A 24,670-nucleotide genomic window follows, 5' to 3' on the forward strand; every position below is an offset into this window, starting at 1 on the left:
GGACACCAATGCCTGAGAAAGATGTCACCCTCAGCCTCAAGGGCTGCGTGCGCGGTGCTATGATGTGCGTTCCGGTCTTTCCCGGCATCATCGCGCTTGGCGCCGTATTCGGCACGGTGGCGGCGCAAAAGGGGCTGACCTTCCTTGAAACGCTGTTGATGAATTCGCTGGTCTTTGCCGGCGCCAGCCAGTTCGTCGCCATGGAAGTCTACGGCGATCCGCTCACCTGGGGCACACTTGTCGCCATGGTCGGGGTCACCGGCGCCGTCAACATGCGCATGCTTCTGATTGGCGCAAGCCTGCGGCCATGGCTGGGCAGGGTTCCGGCCTATCAGTCCTACCCGGCCTTGTATCTCCTCACCGATCTCAATTGGCTTCTGGCGCTGTCCGAATATGGCAAGGGGGAACGGGACTGGGGCATTTATCTCGGCAGCGGACTGATCGTCTGGTCGGTGTGGTCGCTTGCGGTCATCCCTGGATATTTTGCCGGCAGCCTGATTGCCGATCCCAAGGCCTTCGGACTGGATGTGGTCCTGCCGGCGTTTTTTGCCGCGCTTCTGGTCCCGCTCTGGAAGGGAAAGCGCCAGACTGTGAGCTGGCTGGCGGCGGGCGTTGTCGCAACTCTGACCTGGTACCTTGTCGGTGGCTACTGGAGCATCTTCACCGGTGCGCTCGCCGGTGCGTTCGCGGGAGCGTATCTCGATGACTGACGCCGCTTTTTCAGCCGACAGGATGTTTGTTCTGGCCGTGGTCTGCATGGCCATGTTCACCTATGCGCTGAGAGCCGGCGGCTACTGGGTCATGGGCCGGCTGCCGATTACGCCAAGGGTGCGCCGGGGGCTGGAATCCCTGCCCGGAGCGATCATCGTTTCGACCGTGTTGCCGATCGTGCTGCAGGGCGGCCTTGCCGTCGGCCTCTGCCTTGTCGTGGCGACCGCCGTCCAGGTGCGGATGCGCAAGGAATATATCGCGGTCTTCGCCGCCGCCGCGGCTGCCGCCGGGCTGAGAGCGGCAGGGCTTTAGCGCGACTTTCTGAAATCAATTCAACGCGACATGCTCCAGTCTTTCAAACCGAGCGAGGCGCGCGCAAGCTGAGTGGTGTCGTCCATGCCGCCGCCCGCATCGATTTCGGTCCAGGTCATCTGGCCGAGGTCGTAGCCAAGCTGTTTGTCGACGACATCCGTGGTGGCATCCGAGGCATCGCCCTCGCGCCCGGCAACCCGGGCCTTGAGCGTTGTGGCCGGGGCGGTCAGCCACAGTCCGGTGAATCCGGCTTCAACGTGCTGAGCGATTGCCTCGATCCGTTCCCGCTCGTCCTGCGCGGCAAACACCGCATCGAAGATGGCAGAATGACCGGCAGCCAGCACCGCCCGGATCGTTTCGTCGAGGGTCTGATAAACCCGGTCGCTTGCCTCCTGTGTGTAGGCTTCCGCAGGCGCCTTGCCGGTCTCGGGAATATTCAGCAGCAGTTTGCGCATTACGTCCGTGCGCAGCACCCTCGCGCCAGGGGCGTGACCGATCGAGGGGGCGAGACTGTAGGCCAGAGTGGTTTTGCCGGTGCCGGACAGCCCCCCGATGGCAACCAGACGCGGCTCTGAGGGATCCAGGAAGGAAAGCGCGTATTTGAAATAGGCGCGCGCCTGCTGCCGCTGGATGTCCCTCTGCTTCGGGTCCTTCTGGCTGAGGGCGGCACTGGCCGCGATCTTGGAGCGGATCGCCGCGCGCATCATCAGATAAAAGGGCAGGGCCGCCAGACCGTCCGGGTGTTCGTCCAGCCGGGTCTTGTCCAGGTAACGGTTGAAGACCCGGTTGGCGGCGCGGCGCTGGCCGCGCTCCCACAGATCCATCAGCAGGAAGGCGAGATCGTAAAGGACGTCCCCGGTGGCGATGGCATCGGAGAACTCGACCGCGTCGAACAGGACCGGCCTGGCATCGATCAGGACGATATTGCGCAGATGGGCATCGCCGTGACATCGCCGCACCAGGCCATGATCGCCCCGTTTCAGGATCAGCTCACGAAGCGAAGACAGCACCGACCGCGACGTTTCGCTCAAATGGCGCACGTCCTCGCTTGCGAACAGGTCCGGAAATTCGTGAAAGGCCGCTTCGTTCTGCTCGACATAAGATGCCAGTTCATCGTGGAACCCGGCGCCGCGGCGCACGGGTGCCGCTGCATGGGCTGTCACCATCATCTCGGCGAGACTGTCGGACAGATCGTCGGAAAAGGGTCCTTTTTCCGCCATGACATCCAGTTCGTCGCTTCGGTCGAACCGGTTCATTTCCACGGCCCACTCCACCGGATCTCCCGCGCCATCCAGCATCAGCCGGCCGTCGGCTTCGAGGGTAATCGGCAGGGCCCTCCGGTAGATCTGCGGGGCATTGTCCCTGTTGCAGGTGATTTCCGCGCGGCAGGCTTCTTCGCGCAGTGCCAGCGTCGAGTAGTCCAGAAACGGGAACCTGACCTCCCGTTTGACCTTGTAGGCCTTGCTGCCGGTCAGAAAGACAATGTTGGCGTGGGTGTCGATCCGCTTGACGCTGTCACGTCCGGGATCGTCCGAAGGCAGGGTTTCCAGAAATTTCAGGACTGCGTCCTGAGAACGGGCCGGAGCCATGATTTGTCCTTCTGCTGATGGCGGGAAGACTGTGCCCCATGAGCGTCTGTGCTGGTTTGATCCTTCTCAATGTGACATGACAGCGATGTGGCACAAATACTCCGAAATGTCAGCAAAGGAAGAAACCATGGGCGACCACCCTGCTTTGAAAAAGATCAGGCTGAACCTGGCCAGAACGAAAGAATTCCCGCAAGGCTCGGCACGCCATGGCTACGAGTTTACCGCTCCGCTGGATGAAACCGGCCATATCGACGCCGCGCTCTGGAAAAAAGAACGCGATCATTGCCGTGTGCGCCGGTTCTGGGGCGGCGAGGAAGAGGAAATCGGCCATCTGATTCACCGCCCGGGCGGGTCCTGGGCCTTTCACTACGACATTGACGGCGAGGATGACGACGAAGCCGGCTACCGCTTCGGCGCGCATGCCTTCAATCCGGGTGAATATGTCTCCATCAAGGACGAGGACGGTGAATTGCACACGTTCCAGGTGGTGACGGTCCAGGCAATCTGACCGTCTCCGCGTGGAGGCCGATCAACCCGTCTTCACATTGTGCCCCCGAAGGCGAAAGGCTTGATCGGTCATGAAGTGCCCGAGGCACTTCGTTTGCAAACCGTAGGCAAATTGGAGGACGTTGAAATGAGTTCGTTGATACCTTCTCTTTGGAATGACCAGAGCAGTCCTGTCTTCTCCCTTCACAAGGAGATGGACAAACTGTTCGAGGATTTCGGGCGCAAACTCCCGGCGGGGAGCCCCTTTGGCAGCTTTCCGTCGATCAATGTGGCGGAAACCGAAACAGGCCTGGAACTCACGGCCGAGTTGCCGGGCGTGGCGGAAAAGGACATCGATGTCTCGGTCTCCGACCGCACCTTGACCCTCAAGGGCGAGAAGCACGAAGAAAAGACAGTCGATGAAAAGGACCGGCACGTAAGCGAACGCAGCTTCGGGTCATTCCGCAGGGTCATGACACTGCCTTTCGCACCGAAGAAAGAGGGCATCGAGGCCCATATGGAAAACGGGGTGCTGACGGTCACGCTGCCGCGTCCGGAAGACGCCGGTCCTCAGCCCCACAAGATCGAAGTCAAGCGCAAGGCTTGATAACCGGGAGTTCCTGACCGAGAAGCGTGTCGGGAAAACCGGGCGCCGGGAAACCGGCACCCGGTTTTCGCGTCTTGGTCCGCACAGCTGACGGCGTTTCTTCCACACCGGAATGAAGTCATTGCCAATTAATCTGGATACGGCCTCTGACAGGCCGGTCTTCCATACGCTATAGAATGATCAGTGAATTTTTCGATCAGGAAGCGGGACATGGACCAGAAGACCGGCGGTGAATTGTTGGTGGAAGCGCTTGAGCTGCACGGGGCGGAACGGGTGTTCTGCGTGCCGGGCGAGAGCTATCTGGCGGTCCTCGACGCGCTCTACGACGCGTCCATCCCGGTTACCGTGTGCCGTCAGGAAGGTGGCGCGGCGATGATGGCCGATGCCCACGGCAAGCTGACGGGCAAACCGGGCATCTGCATGGTCACGCGCGGGCCGGGGGCAACCAATGCCTCCGCCGGCGTACATGTCGCTGCTCAGGATTCCACGCCGATGATCCTCTTCGTCGGCCAGATCGACCGCAGCATGCGCGAGCGGGAAGCCTTTCAGGAGATCGACTACCGGCAGATGTTCGGCGGCATCGCCAAATGGGTCGCGGAGATCGACCATGCCGACCGCGTTCCCGAGTTCATTTCCCGCGCCTATCACGTCGCGACCTCCGGCCGTCCGGGACCGGTCGTGCTGGCCTTGCCGGAAGACATGCTGACGGAAATGGCAGCAGCTCCCCAGCCGCCGGCCTGGAGCCAGGTGGAGACCCATCCCGGCCTGACTCAAATGGCCGACTTGCAGAAGCGGCTCTGGGCGGCGGAGCGACCGATAGCAATCCTGGGAGGCAGCCGCTGGTCGGAAGATGCCGTTGCCGCTTTCACCCGATTTGCCGAGCGCTTCGACCTGCCCGTCGCCTGCTCCTTCCGCCGCCAGATGCTGTTCGACAACCTGCACGGAAATTATGCCGGCGATGTCGGCATCGGCATCAACCCGAAGCTGCTGGCGCGGGTAAAGGCATCCGACCTGGTTCTGCTGGTTGGCGGGCGGCTCTCTGAAATGCCGAGCCAGTCCTATTCGCTGTTCGATATCCCGGCTCCGGCGCAGCAGCTCGTGCATGTTCACGCCGATGCCGAGGAACTTGGCCGCGTCTACCGTCCGGCTCTGGCGATCCACGCCAGTGCGACCGCGTTCTGCAAGGCGGCGGAGGGATTGCAGCCACCGAACGAGATCAAGGGCACGGGCGAAGCCGCTAGGGCCCATCAGGACTACCTGGACTGGTCCGGCGCCCGTCCGGAAACGCCCGGCAACCTGCAGATGGCGGGTGTCATGGACTGGCTGGAGGGCAATCTCGCAGAGGATGCCATCTGCACCAACGGCGCAGGCAATTACGCCACCTGGCTACACCGGTTCCACCGCTTCCGCCGCTTTGGTACGCAGGCGGCTCCGACTTCCGGATCGATGGGCTACGGGCTGCCGGCGGCCGTTGCCGCCAAACTGGCGTTTCCCGATCGGGAAGTGATCTGTTTCGCCGGCGACGGTTGCCTGCAGATGACCCTGCAGGAATTCGGCACCGCCTGCCAGGAAGGTGCGAACATCATCGTTCTGGCCATCGACAACGGCATGTACGGCACCATCCGCATGCATCAGGAACGCAATTATCCCGGACGACCTTCCGCGACACGGCTGGTGAATCCGGACTTCGCCGCGCTCGCCCGCAGCTATGGCGCTTTCGGTGAAACTGTCGAGACGACAGACGCGTTCGGTCCTGCGTTCGAGCGCGCCCGCGCCGCCAAGCTTCCTGCCGTTCTCCATCTGAAGCTGGATCCCGAAGCGCTCACCCCGTCGGCATCCCTGTCCGAAATTCGCGCGGCGGCGGAAAAACGAAGCTGAGGCCCGTCGCCAAACCTCGCGGGCTTCCGGTGCAAAGCTGATCCGCAAGCCGTCGTCTGGTAAGTTCAGGCGTCTTCCGGCAGGTCCGCGACAGGCAGGGTGACCAGTGCAATGCCGGGATCGTCCGGTGAAGTGCCGACGTTGAAGCCGAGGTTTCGGCACATGGAGATCATCTGGGTGTTGTCCTTCAGGACTTCGCCCTTGATCGTTGCGATGCCGTCGGCCTTTGCATAGCGGATGATGAGTTTCATCAGCATCCATCCAAGCCCCACGCCCTTGAGGTCGGACCGTACCATGATCGCATATTCGCCGGTCTGATGATCCGGGTCGGCGTGCAGGCGCACCACACCGAGCAGGGATCCGTCATCCGGATCGAGAGCCGCGAAGGCGATGGACCTGGCATAATCGAGCTGGGTCAGCCGGGCGAGAAAACGGTGGCTGAAGTCGCGCACCGGCGCGAAGAACCGCAGGCGCAGATCTTCCGGCGTGACGGCTTCGAAAAAGGTCTTGAACAAGTCCTCGTCTTCAGGCCGCACCGGGCGTATGAAGATCTCGCTTCCGTCCTTCAGCGTCTGTTTCTGTTCCCATTCCTGCGGATAGGGCGTGATTGCCAGGCGGGAGCTGCCGGTGCGGCCCGGGCGCTTTTCCGGATGGCACAGGGTCATGCGGGCATCGAGGGCGATCAGTCCGCTGGGAAGCGAGACCATTGGGTTGATGTCCAGCTCTAGAATTTCCGGGATATCGATGGTGATTTGCGAGAGCTTGACCAGCGCCTGGGAAAGTGCCGCCTTGTCCAGCGCCGGGCGGGAAGGGCCACCGCTCAGCAGTCGCGCGATCTGCGTGCGCTCGATCTGCGCTTCGGCAAGATTCAGATCAAGGGGCGGCAGTTCCAGGGCGATATCCCGGCTTTCCTCGATGGACGTTCCGCCCTGGCCGAAAACCAGCACCGGTCCGAACTCCGGCGTCTCGGCAAGACCCATGTAAAGCTCCAGCCCGTGCCGGTCTTCCAGCATCGGGTGGACGGAAATTCCTGCGATCCGGGCCTGAGGGTAGTCCTTGCGGGTCTTGGCGATCAGTTCGGTTGCAGCGTCCCTGACGGCATCGGGGCTCTCCAGTCCGAGCCGGACGCCGTCGATGCGCGACTTGAACGGCAGGTCCGGAGAGATCAGCTTGGCGACGCAGTGTCTGGAGGTTGCGAAAAACGGCTTCGAAAGGGCGGCGGCCTCCTCCGCGGTGGCTGCCACGGCCGTTTCGATGATGGGCAGTTCATAGGCTTCAAGGACGGCGCAGACTTCCGGCGGACTGAGCCAGCTGCGGTCTTCGGCGAGCGCCTTGTCGACGATGCCGCGGGCGCGGGCGACGTCCGGCGTGAAGGTTGTCGGCAGGCTTGGCGGCGCAGCCATGAGGAACTTGCGGGCCTTGGCATCATGGGCCAGATGCATGAGGCTACGGGCTGCTTCGGCGGGACTGCCGTAGTTGGGGATCCTGGCTTGTGACAGTTGCGACCTGATCCCTTCGTCCGCACCGATGAGACCGGCAACCAGCGCCTTGCGCCGGCCGGTACGTTTACGCTCGATTGCGGCTGCCTCGGTGATCGCTCCGGCGATGGTGGACAATGATTGAAAGGCGCTGGCGGCCTGCAGCACGAGCGCCCCGTCGACCGCCGGGTCCTTCAGGACGGTCGTAATGGCGGTGGTGATGTCTTCCGGGGAAACATTCTCGCGCAGCACGATGGTTCCACCCGCGGCCGGGGTCACGTTCAGATCGGTGTAGCTGCGGCTCAGACCGGCAAGCGTTTCGCGCGTGTCGGCGCCAAGGTCCGCGAAGTGACCGCCGAGGTCGATGAGACGGTCGATCGCAAGGCTCGCAAGGCTGCGGCCGCTGGCGATCACCGCAAGCGTCTCACAGCGCGGAATGCGCACATTTGAGAGGGTCTGCAGCGCTTCGAACATTTCATCCAGATCATTCACCCGAAGCAGACCGGTTCTGCGGAAGACCGCTTCATAGACCATGTCAGTCCCGGCGAGGCGGCCGGCATGGGTCAGTCCTGTTCCGCCGGTGTCGCGGCTTTTGCCGGAGCGGATGACAATAACGGGTTTGCTGCGTGCGGCTGCCCGCGCTGCCGAAATGAATTTCCGGGGAAAGGCGATGCCTTCCACATGGAGCATGATCGACCGGGTCCGGTAGTCCTGGGCGAAATAGTCGATCAGGTCACCCACATCCACGTCGATGCGCGCGCCGAGGGAGACGACCGCGGAGAAGCCGGCGTTGTGGGTTTTGGCCCAGGAGAGCGTTGCATTGAGCACGGCACCCGACCGGGAGAAGAACGCGATATCCCCCGTGTCGGGCCGTTCGGCGCTCAACAGCGCGTTCAGCCCGCTTGCAGGGACCGCCAGCCCGAGACTGCCGGGGCCGATCAAGCGAAGATTGAATTTTCTGGCTGCGTCGCGGCAGGCCTGCATCAGGTCGTCAGGCCAGACTTCAAAGCCGGGCGAGGGAATGAGGACCGCACGGGTGCCGCCGGCACCGAGCTTTCCGATCGTTTCCGGCAACGCCTCGGCCGCGGCGAGATAGATGGCCAGGTCCGGCATCGCCTCCAGGTCGTCCAGCCGTTCGGCTTTTACGCCCTGGAACGGGACGTCCTGATCGAAGCCCACAAGCGTCACGCCGTGTCCGGTCTCGATGTCCCTGAGGCAATCGATCAGCTTGTCCGTAAGCACGCCCGGGTGTCGGCATGGACCAAGGATGGCAATGGAACGCGGTGCGAAGAAGCCTTCGATATTGCGAATGGTCACGACGGCGGTCCTTTCGAAAAAGCCGGAGACGATACCAAACGTAGTCAAGTTTCAGGACAACTTGGAGACAAAAATACCCGCGGGCCCGGATTGCCTTGGTCCCGCGGGTTTTTGGAAGGTCCGATGTCTGGAGCACATCCTCCAGACATCGGATCATCTGGTGAAGGTGCTCTAGTGCGCCATCAGAACCGGAACCGTCATGGCTTCCAGGATCTCCCGCGTAGCGCCGCCGAACAGGAATTCCCGCATCCGGCTGTGCCCGTAGCCGCCCATCACCACCAGGTCGTTGCCGTTGTCTGAAACGTGGTTCAGAACAGCATCCGCAACACCGGTCTGGGGGTTTGTAACGACCTCGATCGTCACATTCATGTTGTGGCGGGCGAGATAATTGGCCACATCGGCACCCGGCTGGCCGTTCTCCGGCGTTGCCTTCTTCTCGATCACGAGCACGGTGATGTCGTCCGCCTTCTCCAGCACCGGCAGGGCGGCGTGAATGGCGCGGGTTGCAGTGGAACTGCCGTCCCAGCCGACCAGAACCTTTTTCGGCTGATACGCCTCGCTGCCGATATAAGGCACGATCAGAACCGGCACGCCGCTTTCGAACAGGACGGTTTCGATCAGCAATTCCCGCATCGGCTCTGGAATGTCCGGATTGGCCTGGCCGATGACCACGAGGTCGGTCGGACGGCAATGGGCGAGGACGTTTTCCAGCGGGCCACCCGTCAGGATTTCCGCCATGCGGCTTTCGTTTTTCGTTCCGGCCAGTCTGGCGAGTTCGTCAAACTGTTTCTTGGACTCATTCGCTGCGGCAACAGCTTGCTCGTGCGCGGCCTGCAGATAATCGACGGGCATCGGCGCCGCCGCGAAGGCGGGGACTACTGGTTCGAACGACACCGCAAGACCTGTGACATGAGCGTCGTGTGTGCGGCCGAATTCCAAGGCGTATTTGGCGGCCGGCTGGTCGCCGGCAAGATCCAAGACGGTCAAAATATCTTTGATAGGCATTTATCTCTCCTACGGCTGGAAACACCGATATCGACCAGCCTTGTCAAAATTCTAGAGAACACGCAACCCATGATCCTTGACTCGTATCAATGGCAATTCGGGTTCGGGTGGCGGGAACCAAAAAAATGCGCAATATGGAGCCATGTCGAAACGCTGGTTTTATCTGGCGCTGCCGCCCCTGGCGTTCGTGGCCACCGCCTTTGTGCTGGTTCAGCTTTTTCTGGAGCTGGACGAGGACAGCATTGACCGCAAGGCGGCCGAACGTCTGACGCTGTACCGTCAGACCATTCTGGGCGAGTACAAGAAATACCGGTACCTGCCCTACATGATCGCGCGGGATCCGAGAGCGACGGCGGCGCTCGCTTTCGGCCAGCCGGTCGAAAGCGCCAACCGGTTCCTGGAGGAAATGGCTGAGAATTCCGGCGCCGGGCTGCTTTACGTGATGAACGCGGAGGGCACGACGCTGGCGGCAAGCAACTGGCGTGACGAGCTGTCCCTGGTCGGGCGCAACTATGGGTTCCGGCCCTATTTCAAGTCTGCGATCATGGGCGAGGAGGGCCGGTTCTTCGCAATCGGCGCCACATTGGGTGAGCCGGGGCTGTTTCTGGCCCGGCCGACGCCGGTCACCGGAGAGCCGAAGGGCGTCGCCGTCGTCAAGGTCGATATGGGGCCGCTGGAAGAAGCCTGGGCGGAGGGTGGTGAAACCGTGTTTGCCTCCGACAGCAACGGCGTGATTTTCCTGTCGAGCCAGCCGGACTGGCGCTACCGCACGCTTGACACGCTGCCCGGTGAGGTGCGCAGCGCCATCGAGGCGACACGCCAGTATGCCGGGCAGAGTCTTGCACCCGTCGGCGACACGTCCGGCCGGTCGATGGAACAGTTACGCATCGAGGGGAAGGCCTACCGCCACAATTCCGCGCAAGTCGGCCTGCTCGGCTGGACGCTGCACTTTCTGGTGCCGGTGGAGGAAGCGCGCAAGAGTGTCCTGCCCATCTGGGCCGCGGCCATCACGCTATGCCTCCTCTATGCCATCATCGTGCTGATGCTGCGCGGCCGGCGCTTGCGCAAGGCGTCCGTCTTGCTGCGTCGGGAATCGGCGAGCCTGAAGGAATTGAACACTCGTCTGGTGGACGAGATTCAGGAACGCCGACGGGTGGAACGGGAACTGCTGGAGGCTCAGCGCGGCCTCGCCCGGTCGAACAGGCTGGCCGCCGTCGGCGAGATGTCCGCGGCGGTCGTGCATGAACTCAGCCAGCCGTTGTCGGCCCTGCGGATGTTCGTTGCCGGCACGCGCAAGTTCCTTGAAAAGGGCGACACGGCCACGGCTGCCGAAAATCTCGATGAAATCGATTCCCTGCAGATGCGCATGGCCTCCCTGACCCAGGAGCTCAAGCGCTTTGCCCGTCCGAGGGAAAGCCGGATCGAAAAAATCGATCTCAGGGAAAGTGTCCGGGTCGCGGAAAAGATCGTACGGCCGCGTTTCGAGGAGACAGGCGTCACGCTTGAACTCGATCTTCCGGACACCCCGCTGGAGGTTGAAACGGCGCCGCTCAGGATTGAGCAGATCCTCGTCAACCTTCTGCGCAACGGTGCAGATGCGGCGGCCGCAGAGGAAGACGGCACGGTCAGGCTGACGGCGGCACGGCCGGAGGGGCAGGTGATCCTCAAGATTTCCGACAACGGCCCGGGCATTCCGGACGATTTGCGCGAGCGGATCTTCGATCCATTCTTCTCAACCAAGGCCAGTTCCGATGGCATGGGGCTCGGCCTGGCGATCTCGATCCGTCTTGCAGAGGATCTGGGCGGCGGCTTGTCAGTGCGTGCGAACATGCCTAAAGGAGCGGTGTTCGAACTTCGCCTGCCTGCGCTTACCGTCGGGATTGCCGGGCACGGCCCATTGCCGGAACTGAAATCCGAAGCCGCTGAATGACAGATCATCCTGCCAAAGTGCCCGTCCTGATCGTCGACGATGATCCGTCCATGCGGGCGGCACTCAGGCAATGGATCCGGCTGGCCGGGTTCGAGACCCGGGAAGTCGCGACACCGGATGAGGCCCTGAACCGCCTGTCGCGGGACTTCACCGGTTGCGTGGTCACGGACGTCATGCTCGACGGTGAAGACGGCATGTCGCTGCTGCGGAGGATCGCACAACTGGACGCCGATTTGCCGGTGGTGCTGATCACCGGCCACGGTGACGTGCCGATGGCGGTGGAGGCTATGCGGGCCGGCGCTTATGACTTCGTCGAAAAGCCTTTCGATCCCGATCATATCGCCGATGTGGTCCGCCGGGCCTGCGACAAGCGGATGCTGGTGATGGAAAACCGCGCCCTCAGGATGCAGCTTACAGACAGCGCCGGCCTGGAAAGCCGGTTGCTCGGAGCCAGTCCGGCGATGGAGGCGCTGCGGCGGCAGGTCCTGCATTTCGCGGCGACGGACGCCGCCGTGCTGATCGTCGGCGAGACCGGCACCGGAAAGGAAGTCATCGCGCAGGCGCTGTACGACTTCAGTCCGCGCAAGGATGGACCGTTCGTGGCCATCAACACGGCGGCGCTGCCGGAAGCCATGGTGGAAGCCGAACTGTTCGGTCACGAGGCAGGCGCCTTCACGGGCGCGGACCGCCGCAGGGTCGGCAGGATTGAGGCCGCGGACGGCGGTGTTCTGTTCCTCGACGAGATCGTTTCAATGCCCTTGCCCCTGCAACCGAAACTGTTGCGGGTCCTGCAGGAGAAGAAGGTCGACCGGATCGGGGGCACACAGCCGGTGGATGTCGATATCCGTCTGGTCAGCGCCGCCAATCTGGACCCGGGGGAAGCCGTCCGGTCGGGTCGCCTGCGCGAGGATCTGCTGTTCCGCGTGAATGCGATCGAGCTACGGGTGCCGCCATTGCGCGAACGGGGCCGCGATGCCCTGCTTCTGTTCGACACGTTCGTCAACCGCTTCGCGGCCCGTTATGGCCTCGATGCGCCCGCCGCGAGCGCCCGCGACGAGGCTTTTCTGCTGACCTATGCCTGGCCCGGCAACGTGCGTGAACTGCGCAACGCGGCCGAACGGTTCGTGCTGAACGCGCCGGTCAGTCCGCAGCCGCTCGAGGCACTGGTGACGGGCCGGCACGACACCGGTGCGCTTCCCGCGGCAGGCGGGTTGAAGGACCTCATGGATGCCTATGAGCGTAACCTGATCGAAGGTTCCCTGCGCCGGCATGGCGGCCGCATTCAGGAAGTCATGGGCGAACTCAATCTGCCGCGCAGGACCCTGAACGAAAAAATGACCCGATTGGGCCTGAGCCGGGAGCGGACTGGCCTTGCGGACACGACAGAGACCTGAGCGGAAGCGTCTGCCAGGCGATAATCCGGACGTGGGACCCGGTATAGCCTTCGGCGGAATCTTGCCGATGGCGGGCGTGCGCAAGCAAGATCTTGCCGAGGTGCGGTGCGGTATGGTTTCCGGGCGATGCGGGAACGGGCGAGGTTCCGCGAAAGAAGTGTTGTCAAAGGGAACTGGCACGGGTCATGCTATGGGTTCTTCGACTTGGTTCGGGCTTGCGGCGCGGGGAGCGCGCAGGCTGAGCGGCCAAGGAAATGAGCGAAATAATTCGGGAGGATTTCATGCTCTTTTCACTCAAGTCGGCGACCGCCGTATCCGCGGTTGCTCTATCCGTCGTTTTCGCCACCGAGACCTTTGCAGCGGACGTTACCTGGAACGTCTCGCTCTGGGGCAAGCGTCGTGCCTTTACCGAACACGTTGAAAAGCTTGCCGAAGAAGTGTCGGCGAAGACCGACGGAAAGTTCGAACTGAAGCTGAACTATGGCGAGGCGCTGTCGAAGTCCCGCGAGAACCTTGACGGCATCTCTTTCGGTGCGTTCGAGATGGCGCAAATCTGCGCCTCCTACCATCCGGACAAGAACCCCAGTCTGACCGTTCTGGAATTGCCGTTCCTCGGGGTCAAGGATCTGGACGAGGAAATCAAGGTGTCGATGAAGCTCTATGAGCATCCTGCAGTCCAGGAAGACCTTGGCCGCTGGAACGCCATGGCCCTGATGCCTTCGCCGATGCCGCAGTATAATTTTGCCGGCAAGGGGGACGCGCCCAAGACCGTTTCCGACTTCGAAGGCATGCGTGTCCGCGCCCTCGGCGGGATCGGCCAGCTGATGAACGCCGTTGGCGCGGTGCCGACGTCCGTCACCGCTTCGGAAACCTATCAGGCTATTGATTCCGGTACGGTTGCCGCAGCCAGCTTCGCGCCGCACGCGCATCTTTCCTTCAAGGTCGTGGAAGTCGCCGACTGGTGGACGAAGAACCTCAACCCGGGAACGGTCCAGTGCCCGGTGATCGTCAATATCGACGCTTACAACGCCCTGCCGGACGACTTCAAGGCAGCGTTGGACAGCTCCGTCAGCCCGGCGCTGGCTCACTACCTGGAGACCTATGACAAGGTGTACGAAAAGTGGTGGCCGGAACTGGAAAGCCGTGGCGTGAACCAGATCGAGTTCTCAGAAGAAGACCTGGCAGCCTTCAGCGAAAAGGCCGGCCCGATCCATGCTGCATGGGTTGAGGAAAACACCGCCAACGGTCTCCCGGCTCAGGAGATTCTCGACATGGTCAAGACGACCCTCTCCAACTAAGCCCGAACCTGCAGGCTTGTGAACCAGACACTCCCCGACGCATTTCGCGCCGGGGAGCCAATGCTCGGGGCTGACACTCATGACTATGACTGATCCCGGAGGACGTTCCGTCTCGGAGCGCCCGGTGACTTATATCCGCTTTGACGGCTGGCTCGGCCATGTCGAAAATGCATTCAATATGTTTGCGGCCTTTTCCATCCTGTCCCTGATGCTGTTGGCAGTGATCCAGGTGATCGGCCGGCTGCTCTTCAACATACCGATACCCGGCTTCATCGATATCACCGAGCAGGCCATGGCAATCTTCGCGTTTGCGGGTGTCGCTTATTGCCAGCGTGTCGGCGGACATATTCGCATGGAGATCGTGCTCGGCAAGCTGAGCGGGCGCACGCTTTATATCTGCGAGATGCTGGGTGTCATCCTGGTCGCCTTTACGGTCGCGCTGCTGATCTGGGGCTCCCTGTATCACTTCGACCGGTCCTGGGCGATCGGCGACAGCACCATGGATATCCGGCTGCCGACCTGGCCGTCCAAGCTGATCATTCCGGCCGCGCTGGGTCTTTTGCTGTTGCGTCTCCTCATGCAGATCTACGGCTATGCCCGGCTGGTCGCCGACCCCACCCGCCAGCCCGTCGCCGTCCCGATGATCGAGGGCGTGGAAGAACATGCCCGCCATGAAATCGAGGAAGCTCTCGGAGATGACGTCGTTGAAGGAGACGCCAAATGACGCCGTTTGAAGTTGGCATCATGATGACCGGCGTCCTGCTGGTCCTTGTCGTCATCGGTGTGCGCGTGGCTTTCGCTGCCGCCTTCACCGGGCTCGTCGGACTGATTGTGCTGTTCTCCATGAAAATGGGGTTCGAACGCGGCTTTTTCGTCGCACTCAAGATGGCCGGCACGATCCCGCATTCCAAGTCGGTCACCTATGCCCTCTCCGTCCTGCCGACATTTATCCTGATCGGTTTTCTGGCCTTTTATGCAGGCTTCACCAAGCAGCTGTTTGAAGCGGCCAAGCGTTGGCTCGGCTGGCTGCCGGGCGGCATGGCCGTCGGCACGGTGTTTTCCACGGCAGGCTTTGCAGCCGTGTCCGGGGCTTCAGTTGCGACCGCGGCCGTTTTCGCCCGTGTCGCCATTCCGGAAATGCTGGCCGCCGGCTATTCCAAACGTCTGTCTGCCGCTGTCGTTGCGGCCGGTGGAACACTGGCGTCCCTGATCCCGCCGTCGGCCATTCTGGTGATTTACGCAATCCTGGTGGAACAGTCGGTCGGCAAGTTGCTGATCGCCGGCTTCCTGCCCGGCGTGTTCTCCGCGCTGGTCTATGTCGGCATCATCGTGGCCGTCTCCGCCTGGCGCGGCGATGCTCCGGCGGTCAAGGGCTTCACCTGGAAGGAGCGCTTCGAGAGTGTTCCTGGCACCCTGCCGATCATCGCTGTAGTGGCGATCATCTTCTGCTCGTTCTTCTTCGGTCTGGCAACGCCCACCGAAGCAGGCTCCCTGGGCGCCTTCGTCGTGCTGGTGGTTGCCTTCGCGAAAGGCATGAGAACCCGCCAGCTGGGTCAGGCGCTGCACGAGACGGCAAAGCTCACCGTGATGATCTTCACGCTGATTTGGGGCGTGCTGCTTTATGTGCGCTTCCTTGGCTTTGCCGGACTTCCCGATGCCTTCAAGGACTTCATCGTTAGCCTGGAGTTCTCTCCCTGGATCGTGATGATCTGCATCCTGCTGGCCTATGCGGTGCTTGGCATGTTCATGGATGCGATCGGCATGCTGATCCTGACGCTGCCGGTGGTCTATCCGGCTGTGATGGCGCTGAACGGTGGTGAGGGCGTCTCGGCGGCCGACAGCGCCTTCGGCATGTCGGGCGAGGCCTGTGCCATCTGGTTCGGGATCCTGGTGGTCAAGATGGCGGAGCTCTGTCTGATAACGCCACCCATAGGACTCAACTGTTTCGTGGTCTCCGGCGTGCGGCCGGATATCCCGGTTCAGGAAGTCTTCCGGGGCTGCGTGCCGTTCTTCGTGGCCGACGTCCTGACAATCGGCGGCCTGCTGGCCTTCCCGTCGATCATCACCATCCTGCCGCAACTGATGGGCTGATCCGCGCAAGGTCACCCGTAAAAGAAAACGCCGCCGGAGACACATCTCCGGCGGCGTTTTCTTTATGTTGCGGGGACAACAATCTCTTGGAATTCAGATCCGTTGGCCGGGCGCCTTCTCAGTCGAAGACCGGCGCCAGACCTTGTGCGGTGTCGAACCGGTTGGTTCCCGGTGTTCCCGGGAAGAAGCCGTTCATGATGAAGAGATAGATGGCGTAGAAAGCGCCGATCAACGGCACGAACAGGATGAGCAGCACCAGCGCCGAAACATCCCTGTCGTGACAGCGCCGAGCTTCCAGCGACCAGTAATTGACGATCCCTGCGATAAACAGCGCTGTGTAAAGTAGACCAGAGGTCGATGTGAAAAGGGCATGGGCGATCGTCGCCTGGGTCATTTCTCCAAGGCCGGGCTGCATCGTGTTGACGAGAGGGAAAAAAAGCGCCAGCAGCAGGACACATCGGGCGATGCCGATGGACCAGTATTCCAACAGCCCGATCCGCCCCCGGAAGCTGAACAACAGCGCAAGGGTGTTCGTGAACACCGTCCAGAAGGAAACGCCGTCTTCATCGTCAAAGGGAAGGGCGCTGGCGCCCGCAGAAGCGTATGCCGTCGTCATGCGGCTGGAGGAATAATGCGACTGCCGCTTCCCGCGCTGCGATGGGGCTTCTTGCGAAAGGCCGCGCCTTCCAAATTCCTTGCGCTGCATTGGCACCCTGGCCTCCGTCACGAATAGCGATAAATCGAACGACGGCGACCCTAGGCGATGGGCTTAAACTTGACGTTAGGGAGTTCGTTAAAACTGAAAGAAATAGCCGCTTTTGCTACGCGGACCTAAAAGAGCGTGCCCTGATCGGTCCGCGTCGGCTTGGCTGAACCGCTTTTCCTGGGCTTCGCCGGCTTGGGTGCGGCGCTGTCGCTCATGGCGACCGCGTCGATGTTGCCGTCCGCGAGCTCGATCGACAGGGCGGCACCGGAGGCGACCGCTGCGGCGGAGCGGACCGGCTGTCCCTCGTCATCGCGCACCACCGCATAGCCGCGCGCCAGAACATCCTTGTAGGACAGGGATTTCAGAAGCTTCTGCAGGCCGTCCAGCCGTGCTTTCTCCTGGCCGACACGCGAGAGATAGGCCCGGTCCAGTCGCTCCATGAGGCCGGTAAGGCGTTCCTTGCCCAGTGTCGTCTGCTGGGCGAGACGCACCGGGGTCAGCCGGACCGCCAGCGCGGCGAAGGTCTGGCGCTTCTGGGCGACGGCGACATGCAGCGCCCGCTGCTGGCGTTCGCTGTGGTTGGCAAGATCCTGTCGGGCCTTGGAGGTCAGACGGGAGAGCAGCACCGGCGACAGGCGGCCTGCAAGGTTCTGATGATGGGTGCGATGGGTCCGCGTGCTGACGATCAGCGCCCGCCCGAGGCCGCTTGCAAGAGTGTCGAACTTCTGGCGCGGCAGGGCCAGCAGATCCTGAGGGGCGGGCAGGGCGGCGCTTGCGGCACGCAGCTCGGTCCGGCGGGTGGTGACGAAGCGCACCAGGCCGGAATTCAGGCGCCGCGACCGGTCGTCGACCATCGCCATCAGTTCGGCCTTGACCGGCACGGCGATTTCCGCCGCTCCAGTGGGGGTCGGCGCGCGCACGTCCGCGGCAAGGTCGAGAAGTGTCCAGTCCGTCTCGTGGCCGACCGCGGATATCAGCGGGATCTCGCTCTCGGCGGCGGCGCGCACGACGGCCTCCTCGTTGAAACCCCAAAGGTCCTCAATGCTGCCGCCGCCGCGCGCGACGATCAGCAGATCCGGCCGAGGGACGGGACCGCCGGGCTGCAGCGCATTGAAGCCGCGAATGCCGTTGGCGACTTCCGCGCCGCTGGTTTCGCCCTGCACCCGCACGGGCCACACCAGCACATGCAGGGGAAAACGGTCGTCGATGCGGTGCAGGATGTCGCGGATGACGGCGCCGGTCGGCGAGGTGACTACACCGATGATCCTCGGCAGCGGCGGCAGCGGCCGCTTGCGCTCCTCGGCGAAAAGGCCTTCCGCGGCGAGTTTCTTCTTGCGCTCTTCCAGTAGCGCCATCAGCGCCCCGGCGCCGGCCGGCTCCAGGGCTTCAATCACCATCTGGTATTTGGACTGGCCGGGGAAGGTGGTGATCTTGCCCGTGGCGATCACCTCCAGACCCTGTTCCGGCTGAATTTTCAGCTTCGAGGCGACACCGCGCCAGATCACGCCGGACAGAACCGAACGGTCATCCTTGAGATCCAGATAGATATGTCCGGAGCCGGGCCGCGAGATCCGCCCCAGTTCGCCGCGCACCCGCACATAGCCGAAGGCATCTTCCATCGTGCGCTTGATGGAAAAGGAGATTTCGGAAACGGTGAATTCGGCGGCGTTCGAGGGTTTTTCGTCCACGGATGATTCCTTCTGACCTTTGGAAACTGGCCATAAAGCGGGGAAGGGTCAAGAGGCGGTATCGGATCGGCAAGGCGAGCAAACAACACGGGTGGGGACGGCGACGGGAATCGAATAATGTGAACAGTGCCGCGCCTGCCGCGTTCCGCCTTGAAACCCTCACATTCCAGCGACTACCTGAAACCCATGGCAAAATACGAGTTCAAAATGCAACGGTTGTTCTTACGGCATATTTTAGCGGACGGAGCCCGGATCGAGGCGGATAGAGGCCAGGCCAATTATCTTTTGAATGTCCTGCGCCTGAAGGACGGCGACTTCGTGCTGGTGTTCAACGGAAGCGACGGCGAATGGCTGGCGAAAATCGCCAGCAACGGGCGAAGGGACTGCGCGCTGCAGCTCATGGAGCGCATGCGCGAACAGACCGCGCCCAACGACCTGATGTATATGTTCGCCCCGCTCAAGCACGCCCGTCTCGACTATATGATTCAAAAGGCGGTGGAAATGGGCGCCGGCAGTCTGAAGCCGGTCATCACCCGGCATACCCAGTCGAGCCGGGTCAACCTGGAGCGCATGGAAGCCAATGTGATCGAGGCCGCCGAACAATGCGGCGTGCTCTGCGTCCCCGAAGTGCTTGCGCCGCAGCCCCTGAGCGATGTCCTCGCCGTCTGGCAGGAAGCCCAACCCGGCCGCCGTCTGCTCTTTTGCGACGAGGCGGAAGGCACGAACAATCCGCTTCTCGCCCTGGCCCAGATGAAGGACAGGGGTGAGCAGCCACTGGCTGTGCTGATCGGCCCTGAAGGCGGGTTTTCGGAGGAGGAACGGGCAGAACTGCGCGCGCTGGAGTTCGTCACGCCGATCCCCCTCGGGCCCCGCATTCTCAGGGCGGATACTGCGGCCGTCGCCGCACTGGCGATCATTCAGGCAACCCTGGGCGACTGGAAGTAGTGGAATAATCTGCGGTATTTGCGCACCTCTGAAACCGGTCCTAAACGGAGGGTGCGCCCGCGGAGCCGCTTTTTCCGGGTTCGGAATGGCTTGAACGCGGACGGCGCTTATATTTCCATCCTTGCATTCTCGCCGCAACAAACCTAAATCACCGAAGCTCAAAAGCGTTTTCGGACGCGCCGGATTCAAGCGGTTCGCGGGATGTTTCGACACTCCGGCTGACACACCGCGCAGCAACTAGGACGGTTTCATGGCCCGCGACACGGTCGACACCACACCGATTGAAACTGTGGCGGATCTGGCCGCGACGCTCAACGAGGGCTCGAAGCCGGAAGACCGGTTCAGGATAGGCACGGAACATGAAAAGTTCGGGTTCTGTCTGAAGGAACTCAGCCCGATCCCCTATGAAGGTCCGAACGGCGTGGAAGCCGTCCTGACCGGAATGGAAAAGCTGATCGGCTGGGAGCGGATCGAGGATGCCGGAAAGATCATCGGGCTTTCGGACGATCGCGGCGGCGGCGCCATTTCCATCGAGCCGGGCGGCCAGTTCGAACTCTCCGGTGCGCCGCTTGAAACACTTCACGAGACTTGCCGGGAAGCCAACCAGCATCTCGCGCAGGTCCGCCAGGTCGCCGAACCGATGGGCGTCGGTTTTCTTGGCATCGGCATGGCGCCGACCTGGGCGCGCTCCGATATGCCGCGTATGCCGAAATCCCGCTATGACATCATGACCAACTACATGCCCAAGGTCGGTTCCCTCGGCCTGGACATGATGTACCGGACGTCCACCATCCAGGTGAATCTCGACTTCTCCTCCGAAGCCGACATGGTGACAAAGATGCGTGTCGGCCTTGCGCTGCAGCCGATCGCAACCGCCATATTCGCCAATTCACCTTTCACCGACGGCAAGCCGAACGGCTTCAAATCCTTCCGTGCCCAGATCTGGACCGACACCGACGCGGACCGGACCGGCGACATGCCTTTCGCCTTTGAGGAAGGATTCGGCTTCGAGCGCTATGTGGAATGGGCAATGGATGTGCCGATGTATTTCGTCAAGCGCGGCGAGACGTATTACGACGTCACCGGCACGACGTTCCGGCAGTTCATGAACGGCGCGCTCAAGGGCAAGGTGCCGGATGCGACACCCAGCCTCGGTGACTGGAACAACCATCTATCGACCCTGTTCCCGGATGTCCGGCTGAAGAAATATATCGAGATGCGCGGCGCCGACGGCGGCCCCTGGCGGCGCATCTGTGCCTTGCCGGCACTTTGGGTCGGCCTGCTTTATGACAAGGGTGTCCTCGACCAGGCCTATGAACTGGTGAAGGACTGGACGCAAGAAGAGCGTGCCGCGCTGCGCCGGGACGTTCCGAAGACGGCGCTGCAGACACCTTTCCGCGGCGGGACGGTTCTGGATGTCGCCAGACAGGTTCTGGCACTCTCCCAGGAAGGCCTGAAACGCCGAAACAGAATGAGCGACGGTGATCTGGACGAGCGGGTGCATCTGGCGCCGGTCGAGGAGGGGCTTGCTTCCGGCATGTGTCCGGCCGATGTCCTGCTGCAGCGCTACCACGGATCCTGGAACGGCGACATCACCCGGGTGTTCAGCGATTATGCCTATTGAGGCAGGTCGCGCGGCGAAAAAAACTCGGCTCTGAAAGTTGCCGGTGGCGCGGAAAACACACTCTGTCATCCGTGAATTGACCTAACGCCAACAAAGGGTCACTCTCTGCATAGGTTGGTCTTGTTTCTCAAGACCTTGCGGAACCCCGAGCGGAGCAGTGCGATGACTGGCAACGAAACGGCAGCTCCCCCATTCGATATCTTTTCGCTGACGGAAGATGTGCGAGAGCGATTCGGCTGGTCCAATGACGATCTGAACAGCGTCATGGGGCAGCTCATGCCGGCCGCACTCAACGGCTTTCGCTATTTCGGCGGCACCATTCCCGGGTTCAGCGAATTCCTCGGCCAATCCTCACCGTTTGGCTCCTCACCGTTCGGCTCCGCGCCGCAAAATCCTTTCGCCGGCTACACCGGACTGTTTCAGGGGCCTTCACAGGCGGCGTTGACGCCGTTCTTCGGGCCGGAAGCCGTCCAGAAGGCGTTGGCCGGACAGATCGCCACCATGACCGGACTGCAGGGCGACGCCATCCAGGAAATGATGCCCGTCGCCGCGACCCTTGCCATGGGGCAGGTTGCGCGGCCCTTCGTGCACGGTGAGGCGCGTAACCTTCTCGACGCCTATCTGCGCGGCTTCGCGCGCGGGCGGCCCAAACCGCAGCCGACACCGGCCGACTACCTGCAAGGCTACGCCGAGGCCATGCAGGCCTTCTGGGGTGTTTTTCTGCAGCCTGCCCGGGTCGTCGAAGCCGCCGCCGAACCCGAGGAGGAGGCGGAACCGGAAGAAGAGGACCTTCAGCCGGAGGATGACGCCTCAAGCGAGGAGAACTCCGGCGAAGCCTCGGAATTTGACGGAATGGTCGCCGACTGGATGGAAGCCGGCCGCGATTTCCAGTCCAGCCAGTTCAATGCATTCGACAGCTTTTTCAAGAAGGCCGCCAAGGATCTCGGGCAAACCTGATCTGGCCGCGACTTTCACGCAAAAAAAGACCCGCCGAAAGGCGGGTCAGTTGCGTCAGCAAGGCTAATTGCCGACAGGGGCTGCAAATCAGGTGTTCGTCGGGCCGCAAGGGCCGGGATCAGGCGGCCAGTTGGCCGTTGCCGGTGGCCTTTTCGGTTTCCACAAGGGTCAGGTCAGCTCTGGCCCGGGGTGCATTGGCTGCCTGCAGGCTCAGCCTGCGGTTCAGCGCCGGTGAAGCGCTCAAAAGAGAAGATGTCGGGTCGCGATAGAACGGCTGTGCCATGGCTCGTCGAACGTCGCTCCGGCTCAGGCCGACATCCTTCAACTGCTCGTCGGACCAGTCCTGGAGTTCGGCAAACTGGCGCCGGTTGTTGAATACACGCCATGCACGGGCAACCATCTGCCCGAAGAGCGCGAATGACGGAGTGCTTGTGGTATGGGTCATGGCATAGTTCTCCTGTGAGCGGCCGAAGGAATTTCCGGCAGCCTGTTCCCGGCCAGTTATTGGCAGTCCTGTTTGTGGAACACCCTGTAAATGGCGGTATTCCAAATATTATTCCAACGAATGTTTTTGATGCGATTGATCGAAAATTGTGATGTCATGGACCGAACTGGTCCGCGGCACTGGCAACGTCTGACAGTGGGTCGAGACATTTCAAATTTGAATAGGTTTGGTGGCAAACATCAGTTTGTCTTATATTTGAGGCGCTTATGCTCGATCTTGATCAGCTTCGAACCTTCGTGGCAATTGCCGAAGGCGGCAGTTTTACGCGGGCCGCGGACAACGTTCACAAGACACAGTCGGCGGTCTCCATGCAGATGCGCCGCCTTGAAGAGCGGGTCGGAAAACCACTTTTTGTCCGTGTCGGCCGCCAGTCCCGTCTGACGGAACACGGGGAACGGCTGCTGCATTACGCGCGGCGGCTGGTTCAGCTCAACGATGAAACCCTCGCCGCATTCGACGACACCGAGCTTGCCGGTCTGGTCCGGCTCGGTACGCCGGACGACTATGCCGACCGGTTCCTTCCGGAAATCCTGGCGCGGTTTTCCAGGTCGAATCCCAAGGCGGAGGTGAGCGTGGTCTGTGCGCCGACCCCCAATCTTGCCGACATGATTTCGGAAGGCGAACTGGATGTGGCGATTATCACCCATGTTCAGAAGAAAGGCCGCAAGAATGTGGATCTGGTCCGCCGGGAGCCGCTGCTCTGGGTCGTCTCGGCCCGTCACGCGGTTGAAAACGAATCCCCGCTTCCTCTGGCGCTGGGCCGCGCGACATGCGACTGGCGCAAGGCGGCGATCAATGCCCTGAGCGACCAGATGCGCGAGCATCGGCTGCTTTATTCGAGCTGGAATTCGACCGCGGTCGGTGCGGCGGTGCTTGCCGGTCTGGCGATTTCGGTTCTGCCGGAATCCGCATTGAGATCCGGCATGCGCGTTCTGACGGAGGCCGAAGGCTTTCCGCGCCTTCCCGATTGCGAGATCGGCATCATGCGGTCCTGGCACAACAGCTCCAGGGTCACCGACGCTCTGGTCGAACATATCGTGTCTTCTCTGGACAACCTTTCGGTTCCTCTGGCCGCTGAATAGGTGTGAGCCGACCGGTACGCGTTTGTTTTGTAAGGGATTATCAAAATCCCTCACGTCATCGTGTGCTCAATTGGTCATTGAATTGTAAATGTTTGTGATGTATCGTCCGCTTATTAATTCGAATCTCAAATCGCCCGCACGGGACACAGTTCATCTACAGGGTCTCTTATGAGTCACGCATTAGATATTGACCAGTTGCGCACGTTTTTGGCGATCGCCGAACTGGGAAGCTTTACGAAGGCGGGCGAGGCGGTGCACAAGACCCAGTCAGCCGTGTCCATGCAGATGCGTCGACTTGAAGAGCGCGTCGGGCAACCGATCTTCATCAAGGACGGCCGCCAGTCCAGGCTGACGGAAGACGGACTTCGGCTGGTCGAATTCGCCCGGCGGATGATCCTGCTGAACGACGAAACCCTGTCGGCCTTCAATGGCCAGAAGGAAGTCGGCCACGTGAAGCTGGGCGTGCCGGACGACTATGCGGACAGGTTGCTGCCGCAGGTTCTGGCGGCGTTCAACCGTCTCAATCCTTCCATTGAGGTTCAGGTCGAGTGCTCGAGCAGCGCGAAACTCACCGAAGCGATCCGCGAGGGGCAGCTGGATGTGGCGATCACCACGTCCGGAGATACTCTCAACCTGCGCGGTGAGATCATCCGGCGGGAACCGCTTTACTGGGTCACGTCGGCCCAACATTGCGCTCACACACAGGATGTGATCCGCCTGGCGCTGGGCCCGGCGACCTGCAATTGGCGCCGGCTTTCCATGGATGCGCTCGACCGTGCCGGACGGCGCTACCGGGTGTCCTACACCAGCGCCAGTGCAGCCGGGCTTGTTGGTGCGGTTCAGGTCGGTCTGGCAGTTACGGTCTTTCCCGAAAGCGCTATCCGCGACGGCATGCGCATTCTGGACGAGCGGGACGGATTTCCCTCACTGCCGTTCTGCGATATCGCGCTGCTGCGCTCCGACGATGCGCGTGAAGCCATGCATGACACGCTCTGCAATCACCTGATTGCAGCCATCGGCAATGTCGGCACCGGGGCCGCACAGCTGGCCGCCGAATAGGCGGCGTC

The 24,670-nt window shown here is 61.9% G+C and carries 21 protein-coding genes; 15 read left to right on the forward strand and 6 right to left on the reverse strand.

The features are described 5' to 3' along the window. Positions 1–8 precede the first annotated feature (8 nt). Both Q1B40_RS04785 and Q1B40_RS04790 read left to right on the forward strand, forming a co-directional pair. On the forward strand, positions 9–710 hold the full coding sequence (locus tag Q1B40_RS04785; protein WP_299810793.1) for an AzlC family ABC transporter permease: 702 nt from the start codon (positions 9–11) through the stop codon (positions 708–710). After that, a complete protein-coding gene (locus Q1B40_RS04790) occupies positions 703–1,023 on the forward strand; it encodes an AzlD family protein (protein WP_299810796.1) in 321 nt (106 codons plus the stop codon). Before Q1B40_RS04785 ends, Q1B40_RS04790 begins: the two co-directional genes overlap by 8 nt. A 20-nt stretch (positions 1,024–1,043) precedes the next feature. Here the strand turns inward: Q1B40_RS04790 and Q1B40_RS04795 are convergent, their stop codons facing one another. Next, complete coding sequence (locus Q1B40_RS04795; RefSeq protein WP_299810799.1) at positions 1,044–2,612, reverse strand: bifunctional aminoglycoside phosphotransferase/ATP-binding protein; 1,569 nt, start codon at positions 2,610–2,612, stop codon at positions 1,044–1,046. A gap of 127 nt (positions 2,613–2,739) precedes the next feature. Between Q1B40_RS04795 and Q1B40_RS04800 the strand changes: the two genes are divergently transcribed. From Q1B40_RS04800 to Q1B40_RS04810, 3 genes are all read left to right on the forward strand, one after another. Continuing rightward, entirely contained in the window at positions 2,740–3,120 is a 381-nt protein-coding gene (locus Q1B40_RS04800) for a hypothetical protein (protein ID WP_299810802.1), read from the forward strand. Positions 3,121–3,246: 126 nt separating this feature from the next. Beyond that, entirely contained in the window at positions 3,247–3,705 is a 459-nt protein-coding gene (locus tag Q1B40_RS04805; RefSeq protein ID WP_299810804.1) for an Hsp20/alpha crystallin family protein, read from the forward strand. 210 nt (positions 3,706–3,915) lie between these two features. Further along, positions 3,916–5,583 (forward strand): thiamine pyrophosphate-binding protein, encoded by a 1,668-nt coding sequence (locus tag Q1B40_RS04810; RefSeq protein WP_299810807.1) that lies wholly within the window; start codon positions 3,916–3,918, stop codon positions 5,581–5,583. A gap of 65 nt (positions 5,584–5,648) precedes the next feature. On the opposite strand, the gene Q1B40_RS04815 is transcribed toward Q1B40_RS04810, so the two are convergent. Beyond that, positions 5,649–8,378, reverse strand: a complete 2,730-nt coding sequence (locus tag Q1B40_RS04815) for a bifunctional acetate--CoA ligase family protein/GNAT family N-acetyltransferase (protein WP_299810810.1) — start codon at positions 8,376–8,378, stop codon at positions 5,649–5,651. Between the two features lie 171 nt (positions 8,379–8,549). Next, the gene (locus Q1B40_RS04820; protein ID WP_299810813.1) at positions 8,550–9,383 is read right to left on the reverse strand and encodes a universal stress protein; all 834 of its coding nucleotides are present in this window, start codon (positions 9,381–9,383) and stop codon (positions 8,550–8,552) included. A gap of 142 nt (positions 9,384–9,525) precedes the next feature. Here Q1B40_RS04820 and Q1B40_RS04825 point away from each other — a divergent pair, with 142 nt between their 5' ends. From Q1B40_RS04825 to Q1B40_RS04845, 5 genes are all read left to right on the forward strand, one after another. Then, positions 9,526–11,313, forward strand: a complete 1,788-nt coding sequence (locus Q1B40_RS04825; RefSeq protein WP_299810816.1) for an ATP-binding protein — start codon at positions 9,526–9,528, stop codon at positions 11,311–11,313. Then, positions 11,310–12,707, forward strand: coding sequence for a sigma-54 dependent transcriptional regulator (locus tag Q1B40_RS04830; protein ID WP_299810818.1), 1,398 nt, complete (start codon positions 11,310–11,312; stop codon positions 12,705–12,707). The genes Q1B40_RS04825 and Q1B40_RS04830 overlap by 4 nt, the downstream gene beginning before the upstream one ends. Before the next feature lie 254 nt (positions 12,708–12,961). Continuing rightward, complete coding sequence (locus Q1B40_RS04835; protein WP_299810821.1) at positions 12,962–14,005, forward strand: C4-dicarboxylate TRAP transporter substrate-binding protein; 1,044 nt, start codon at positions 12,962–12,964, stop codon at positions 14,003–14,005. Positions 14,006–14,084: 79 nt separating this feature from the next. Next, on the forward strand, positions 14,085–14,729 hold the full coding sequence (locus tag Q1B40_RS04840) for a TRAP transporter small permease subunit (RefSeq protein WP_299810824.1): 645 nt from the start codon (positions 14,085–14,087) through the stop codon (positions 14,727–14,729). Beyond that, positions 14,726–16,096, forward strand: a complete 1,371-nt coding sequence (locus tag Q1B40_RS04845) for a TRAP transporter large permease (RefSeq protein ID WP_299810827.1) — start codon at positions 14,726–14,728, stop codon at positions 16,094–16,096. The genes Q1B40_RS04840 and Q1B40_RS04845 overlap by 4 nt, the downstream gene beginning before the upstream one ends. 118 nt (positions 16,097–16,214) lie before the next feature. On the opposite strand, the gene Q1B40_RS04850 is transcribed toward Q1B40_RS04845, so the two are convergent. Both Q1B40_RS04850 and xseA read right to left on the reverse strand, forming a co-directional pair. Beyond that, positions 16,215–16,802 carry a DUF805 domain-containing protein gene (locus tag Q1B40_RS04850; protein ID WP_299810830.1) on the reverse strand — a complete coding sequence of 196 codons (588 nt, stop codon included), beginning with the start codon at positions 16,800–16,802 and terminating at the stop codon, positions 16,215–16,217. A gap of 125 nt (positions 16,803–16,927) precedes the next feature. Then, complete coding sequence (xseA, locus tag Q1B40_RS04855; RefSeq protein WP_299810833.1) at positions 16,928–18,490, reverse strand: exodeoxyribonuclease VII large subunit; 1,563 nt, start codon at positions 18,488–18,490, stop codon at positions 16,928–16,930. 186 nt (positions 18,491–18,676) lie between these two features. Here xseA and Q1B40_RS04860 point away from each other — a divergent pair, with 186 nt between their 5' ends. The 3 genes from Q1B40_RS04860 to Q1B40_RS04870 all read left to right on the forward strand — a co-directional run bounded on the left by Q1B40_RS04860 (position 18,677) and on the right by Q1B40_RS04870 (position 22,016). Further along, complete coding sequence (locus Q1B40_RS04860; protein ID WP_299812531.1) at positions 18,677–19,435, forward strand: 16S rRNA (uracil(1498)-N(3))-methyltransferase; 759 nt, start codon at positions 18,677–18,679, stop codon at positions 19,433–19,435. Positions 19,436–19,685: 250 nt separating this feature from the next. After that, positions 19,686–21,059 carry a glutamate--cysteine ligase gene (locus tag Q1B40_RS04865; RefSeq protein ID WP_299810836.1) on the forward strand — a complete coding sequence of 458 codons (1,374 nt, stop codon included), beginning with the start codon at positions 19,686–19,688 and terminating at the stop codon, positions 21,057–21,059. Between the two features lie 162 nt (positions 21,060–21,221). Beyond that, positions 21,222–22,016 (forward strand): hypothetical protein, encoded by a 795-nt coding sequence (locus Q1B40_RS04870; protein ID WP_299810839.1) that lies wholly within the window; start codon positions 21,222–21,224, stop codon positions 22,014–22,016. Between the two features lie 118 nt (positions 22,017–22,134). Here the strand turns inward: Q1B40_RS04870 and Q1B40_RS04875 are convergent, their stop codons facing one another. Next, the gene (locus Q1B40_RS04875) at positions 22,135–22,461 is read right to left on the reverse strand and encodes a DUF1127 domain-containing protein (protein WP_299810842.1); all 327 of its coding nucleotides are present in this window, start codon (positions 22,459–22,461) and stop codon (positions 22,135–22,137) included. Between the two features lie 266 nt (positions 22,462–22,727). Between Q1B40_RS04875 and Q1B40_RS04880 the strand changes: the two genes are divergently transcribed. Together Q1B40_RS04880 and Q1B40_RS04885 are read left to right on the forward strand one after the other, a co-directional pair. Beyond that, on the forward strand, positions 22,728–23,603 hold the full coding sequence (locus Q1B40_RS04880; RefSeq protein ID WP_103221180.1) for a LysR substrate-binding domain-containing protein: 876 nt from the start codon (positions 22,728–22,730) through the stop codon (positions 23,601–23,603). A 168-nt stretch (positions 23,604–23,771) separates the two neighbouring features. Continuing rightward, positions 23,772–24,662: a LysR substrate-binding domain-containing protein gene (locus Q1B40_RS04885; protein ID WP_299810849.1), complete on the forward strand. Its 891-nt coding sequence runs from the start codon at positions 23,772–23,774 to the stop codon at positions 24,660–24,662. Positions 24,663–24,670 lie beyond the last annotated feature (8 nt).

The sequence above is a fragment of the uncultured Roseibium sp. genome, from assembly GCF_947496995.1.
In the GTDB taxonomy this organism is placed as follows: domain Bacteria; phylum Pseudomonadota; class Alphaproteobacteria; order Rhizobiales; family Stappiaceae; genus Roseibium.

Excerpts from the sequence above, each read along its gene's own strand:
- Q1B40_RS04880 (WP_103221180.1), top strand. The coding sequence starts at position 22,728 with ATGCTCGATCTTGATCAGCTTCGAACCTTCGTGGCAATTGCCGAAGGC.
- Q1B40_RS04825 (WP_299810816.1), top strand. The coding sequence starts at position 9,526 with ATGTCGAAACGCTGGTTTTATCTGGCGCTGCCGCCCCTGGCGTTCGTG.
- Q1B40_RS04860 (WP_299812531.1), top strand. The coding sequence starts at position 18,677 with ATGGCAAAATACGAGTTCAAAATGCAACGGTTGTTCTTACGGCATATT.
- Q1B40_RS04840 (WP_299810824.1), top strand. The coding sequence starts at position 14,085 with ATGACTATGACTGATCCCGGAGGACGTTCCGTCTCGGAGCGCCCGGTG.
- Q1B40_RS04785 (WP_299810793.1), top strand. The coding sequence starts at position 9 with ATGCCTGAGAAAGATGTCACCCTCAGCCTCAAGGGCTGCGTGCGCGGT.
- Q1B40_RS04795 (WP_299810799.1), bottom strand. The coding sequence starts at position 2,612 with ATGGCTCCGGCCCGTTCTCAGGACGCAGTCCTGAAATTTCTGGAAACC.
- Q1B40_RS04875 (WP_299810842.1), bottom strand. The coding sequence starts at position 22,461 with ATGACCCATACCACAAGCACTCCGTCATTCGCGCTCTTCGGGCAGATG.
- Q1B40_RS04865 (WP_299810836.1), top strand. The coding sequence starts at position 19,686 with ATGGCCCGCGACACGGTCGACACCACACCGATTGAAACTGTGGCGGAT.
- Q1B40_RS04885 (WP_299810849.1), top strand. The coding sequence starts at position 23,772 with ATGAGTCACGCATTAGATATTGACCAGTTGCGCACGTTTTTGGCGATC.
- Q1B40_RS04820 (WP_299810813.1), bottom strand. The coding sequence starts at position 9,383 with ATGCCTATCAAAGATATTTTGACCGTCTTGGATCTTGCCGGCGACCAG.
- Q1B40_RS04800 (WP_299810802.1), top strand. The coding sequence starts at position 2,740 with ATGGGCGACCACCCTGCTTTGAAAAAGATCAGGCTGAACCTGGCCAGA.
- Q1B40_RS04850 (WP_299810830.1), bottom strand. The coding sequence starts at position 16,802 with ATGCAGCGCAAGGAATTTGGAAGGCGCGGCCTTTCGCAAGAAGCCCCA.
- Q1B40_RS04810 (WP_299810807.1), top strand. The coding sequence starts at position 3,916 with ATGGACCAGAAGACCGGCGGTGAATTGTTGGTGGAAGCGCTTGAGCTG.
- Q1B40_RS04830 (WP_299810818.1), top strand. The coding sequence starts at position 11,310 with ATGACAGATCATCCTGCCAAAGTGCCCGTCCTGATCGTCGACGATGAT.
- Q1B40_RS04790 (WP_299810796.1), top strand. The coding sequence starts at position 703 with ATGACTGACGCCGCTTTTTCAGCCGACAGGATGTTTGTTCTGGCCGTG.
- Q1B40_RS04870 (WP_299810839.1), top strand. The coding sequence starts at position 21,222 with ATGACTGGCAACGAAACGGCAGCTCCCCCATTCGATATCTTTTCGCTG.
- Q1B40_RS04845 (WP_299810827.1), top strand. The coding sequence starts at position 14,726 with ATGACGCCGTTTGAAGTTGGCATCATGATGACCGGCGTCCTGCTGGTC.
- Q1B40_RS04805 (WP_299810804.1), top strand. The coding sequence starts at position 3,247 with ATGAGTTCGTTGATACCTTCTCTTTGGAATGACCAGAGCAGTCCTGTC.
- Q1B40_RS04835 (WP_299810821.1), top strand. The coding sequence starts at position 12,962 with ATGAGCGAAATAATTCGGGAGGATTTCATGCTCTTTTCACTCAAGTCG.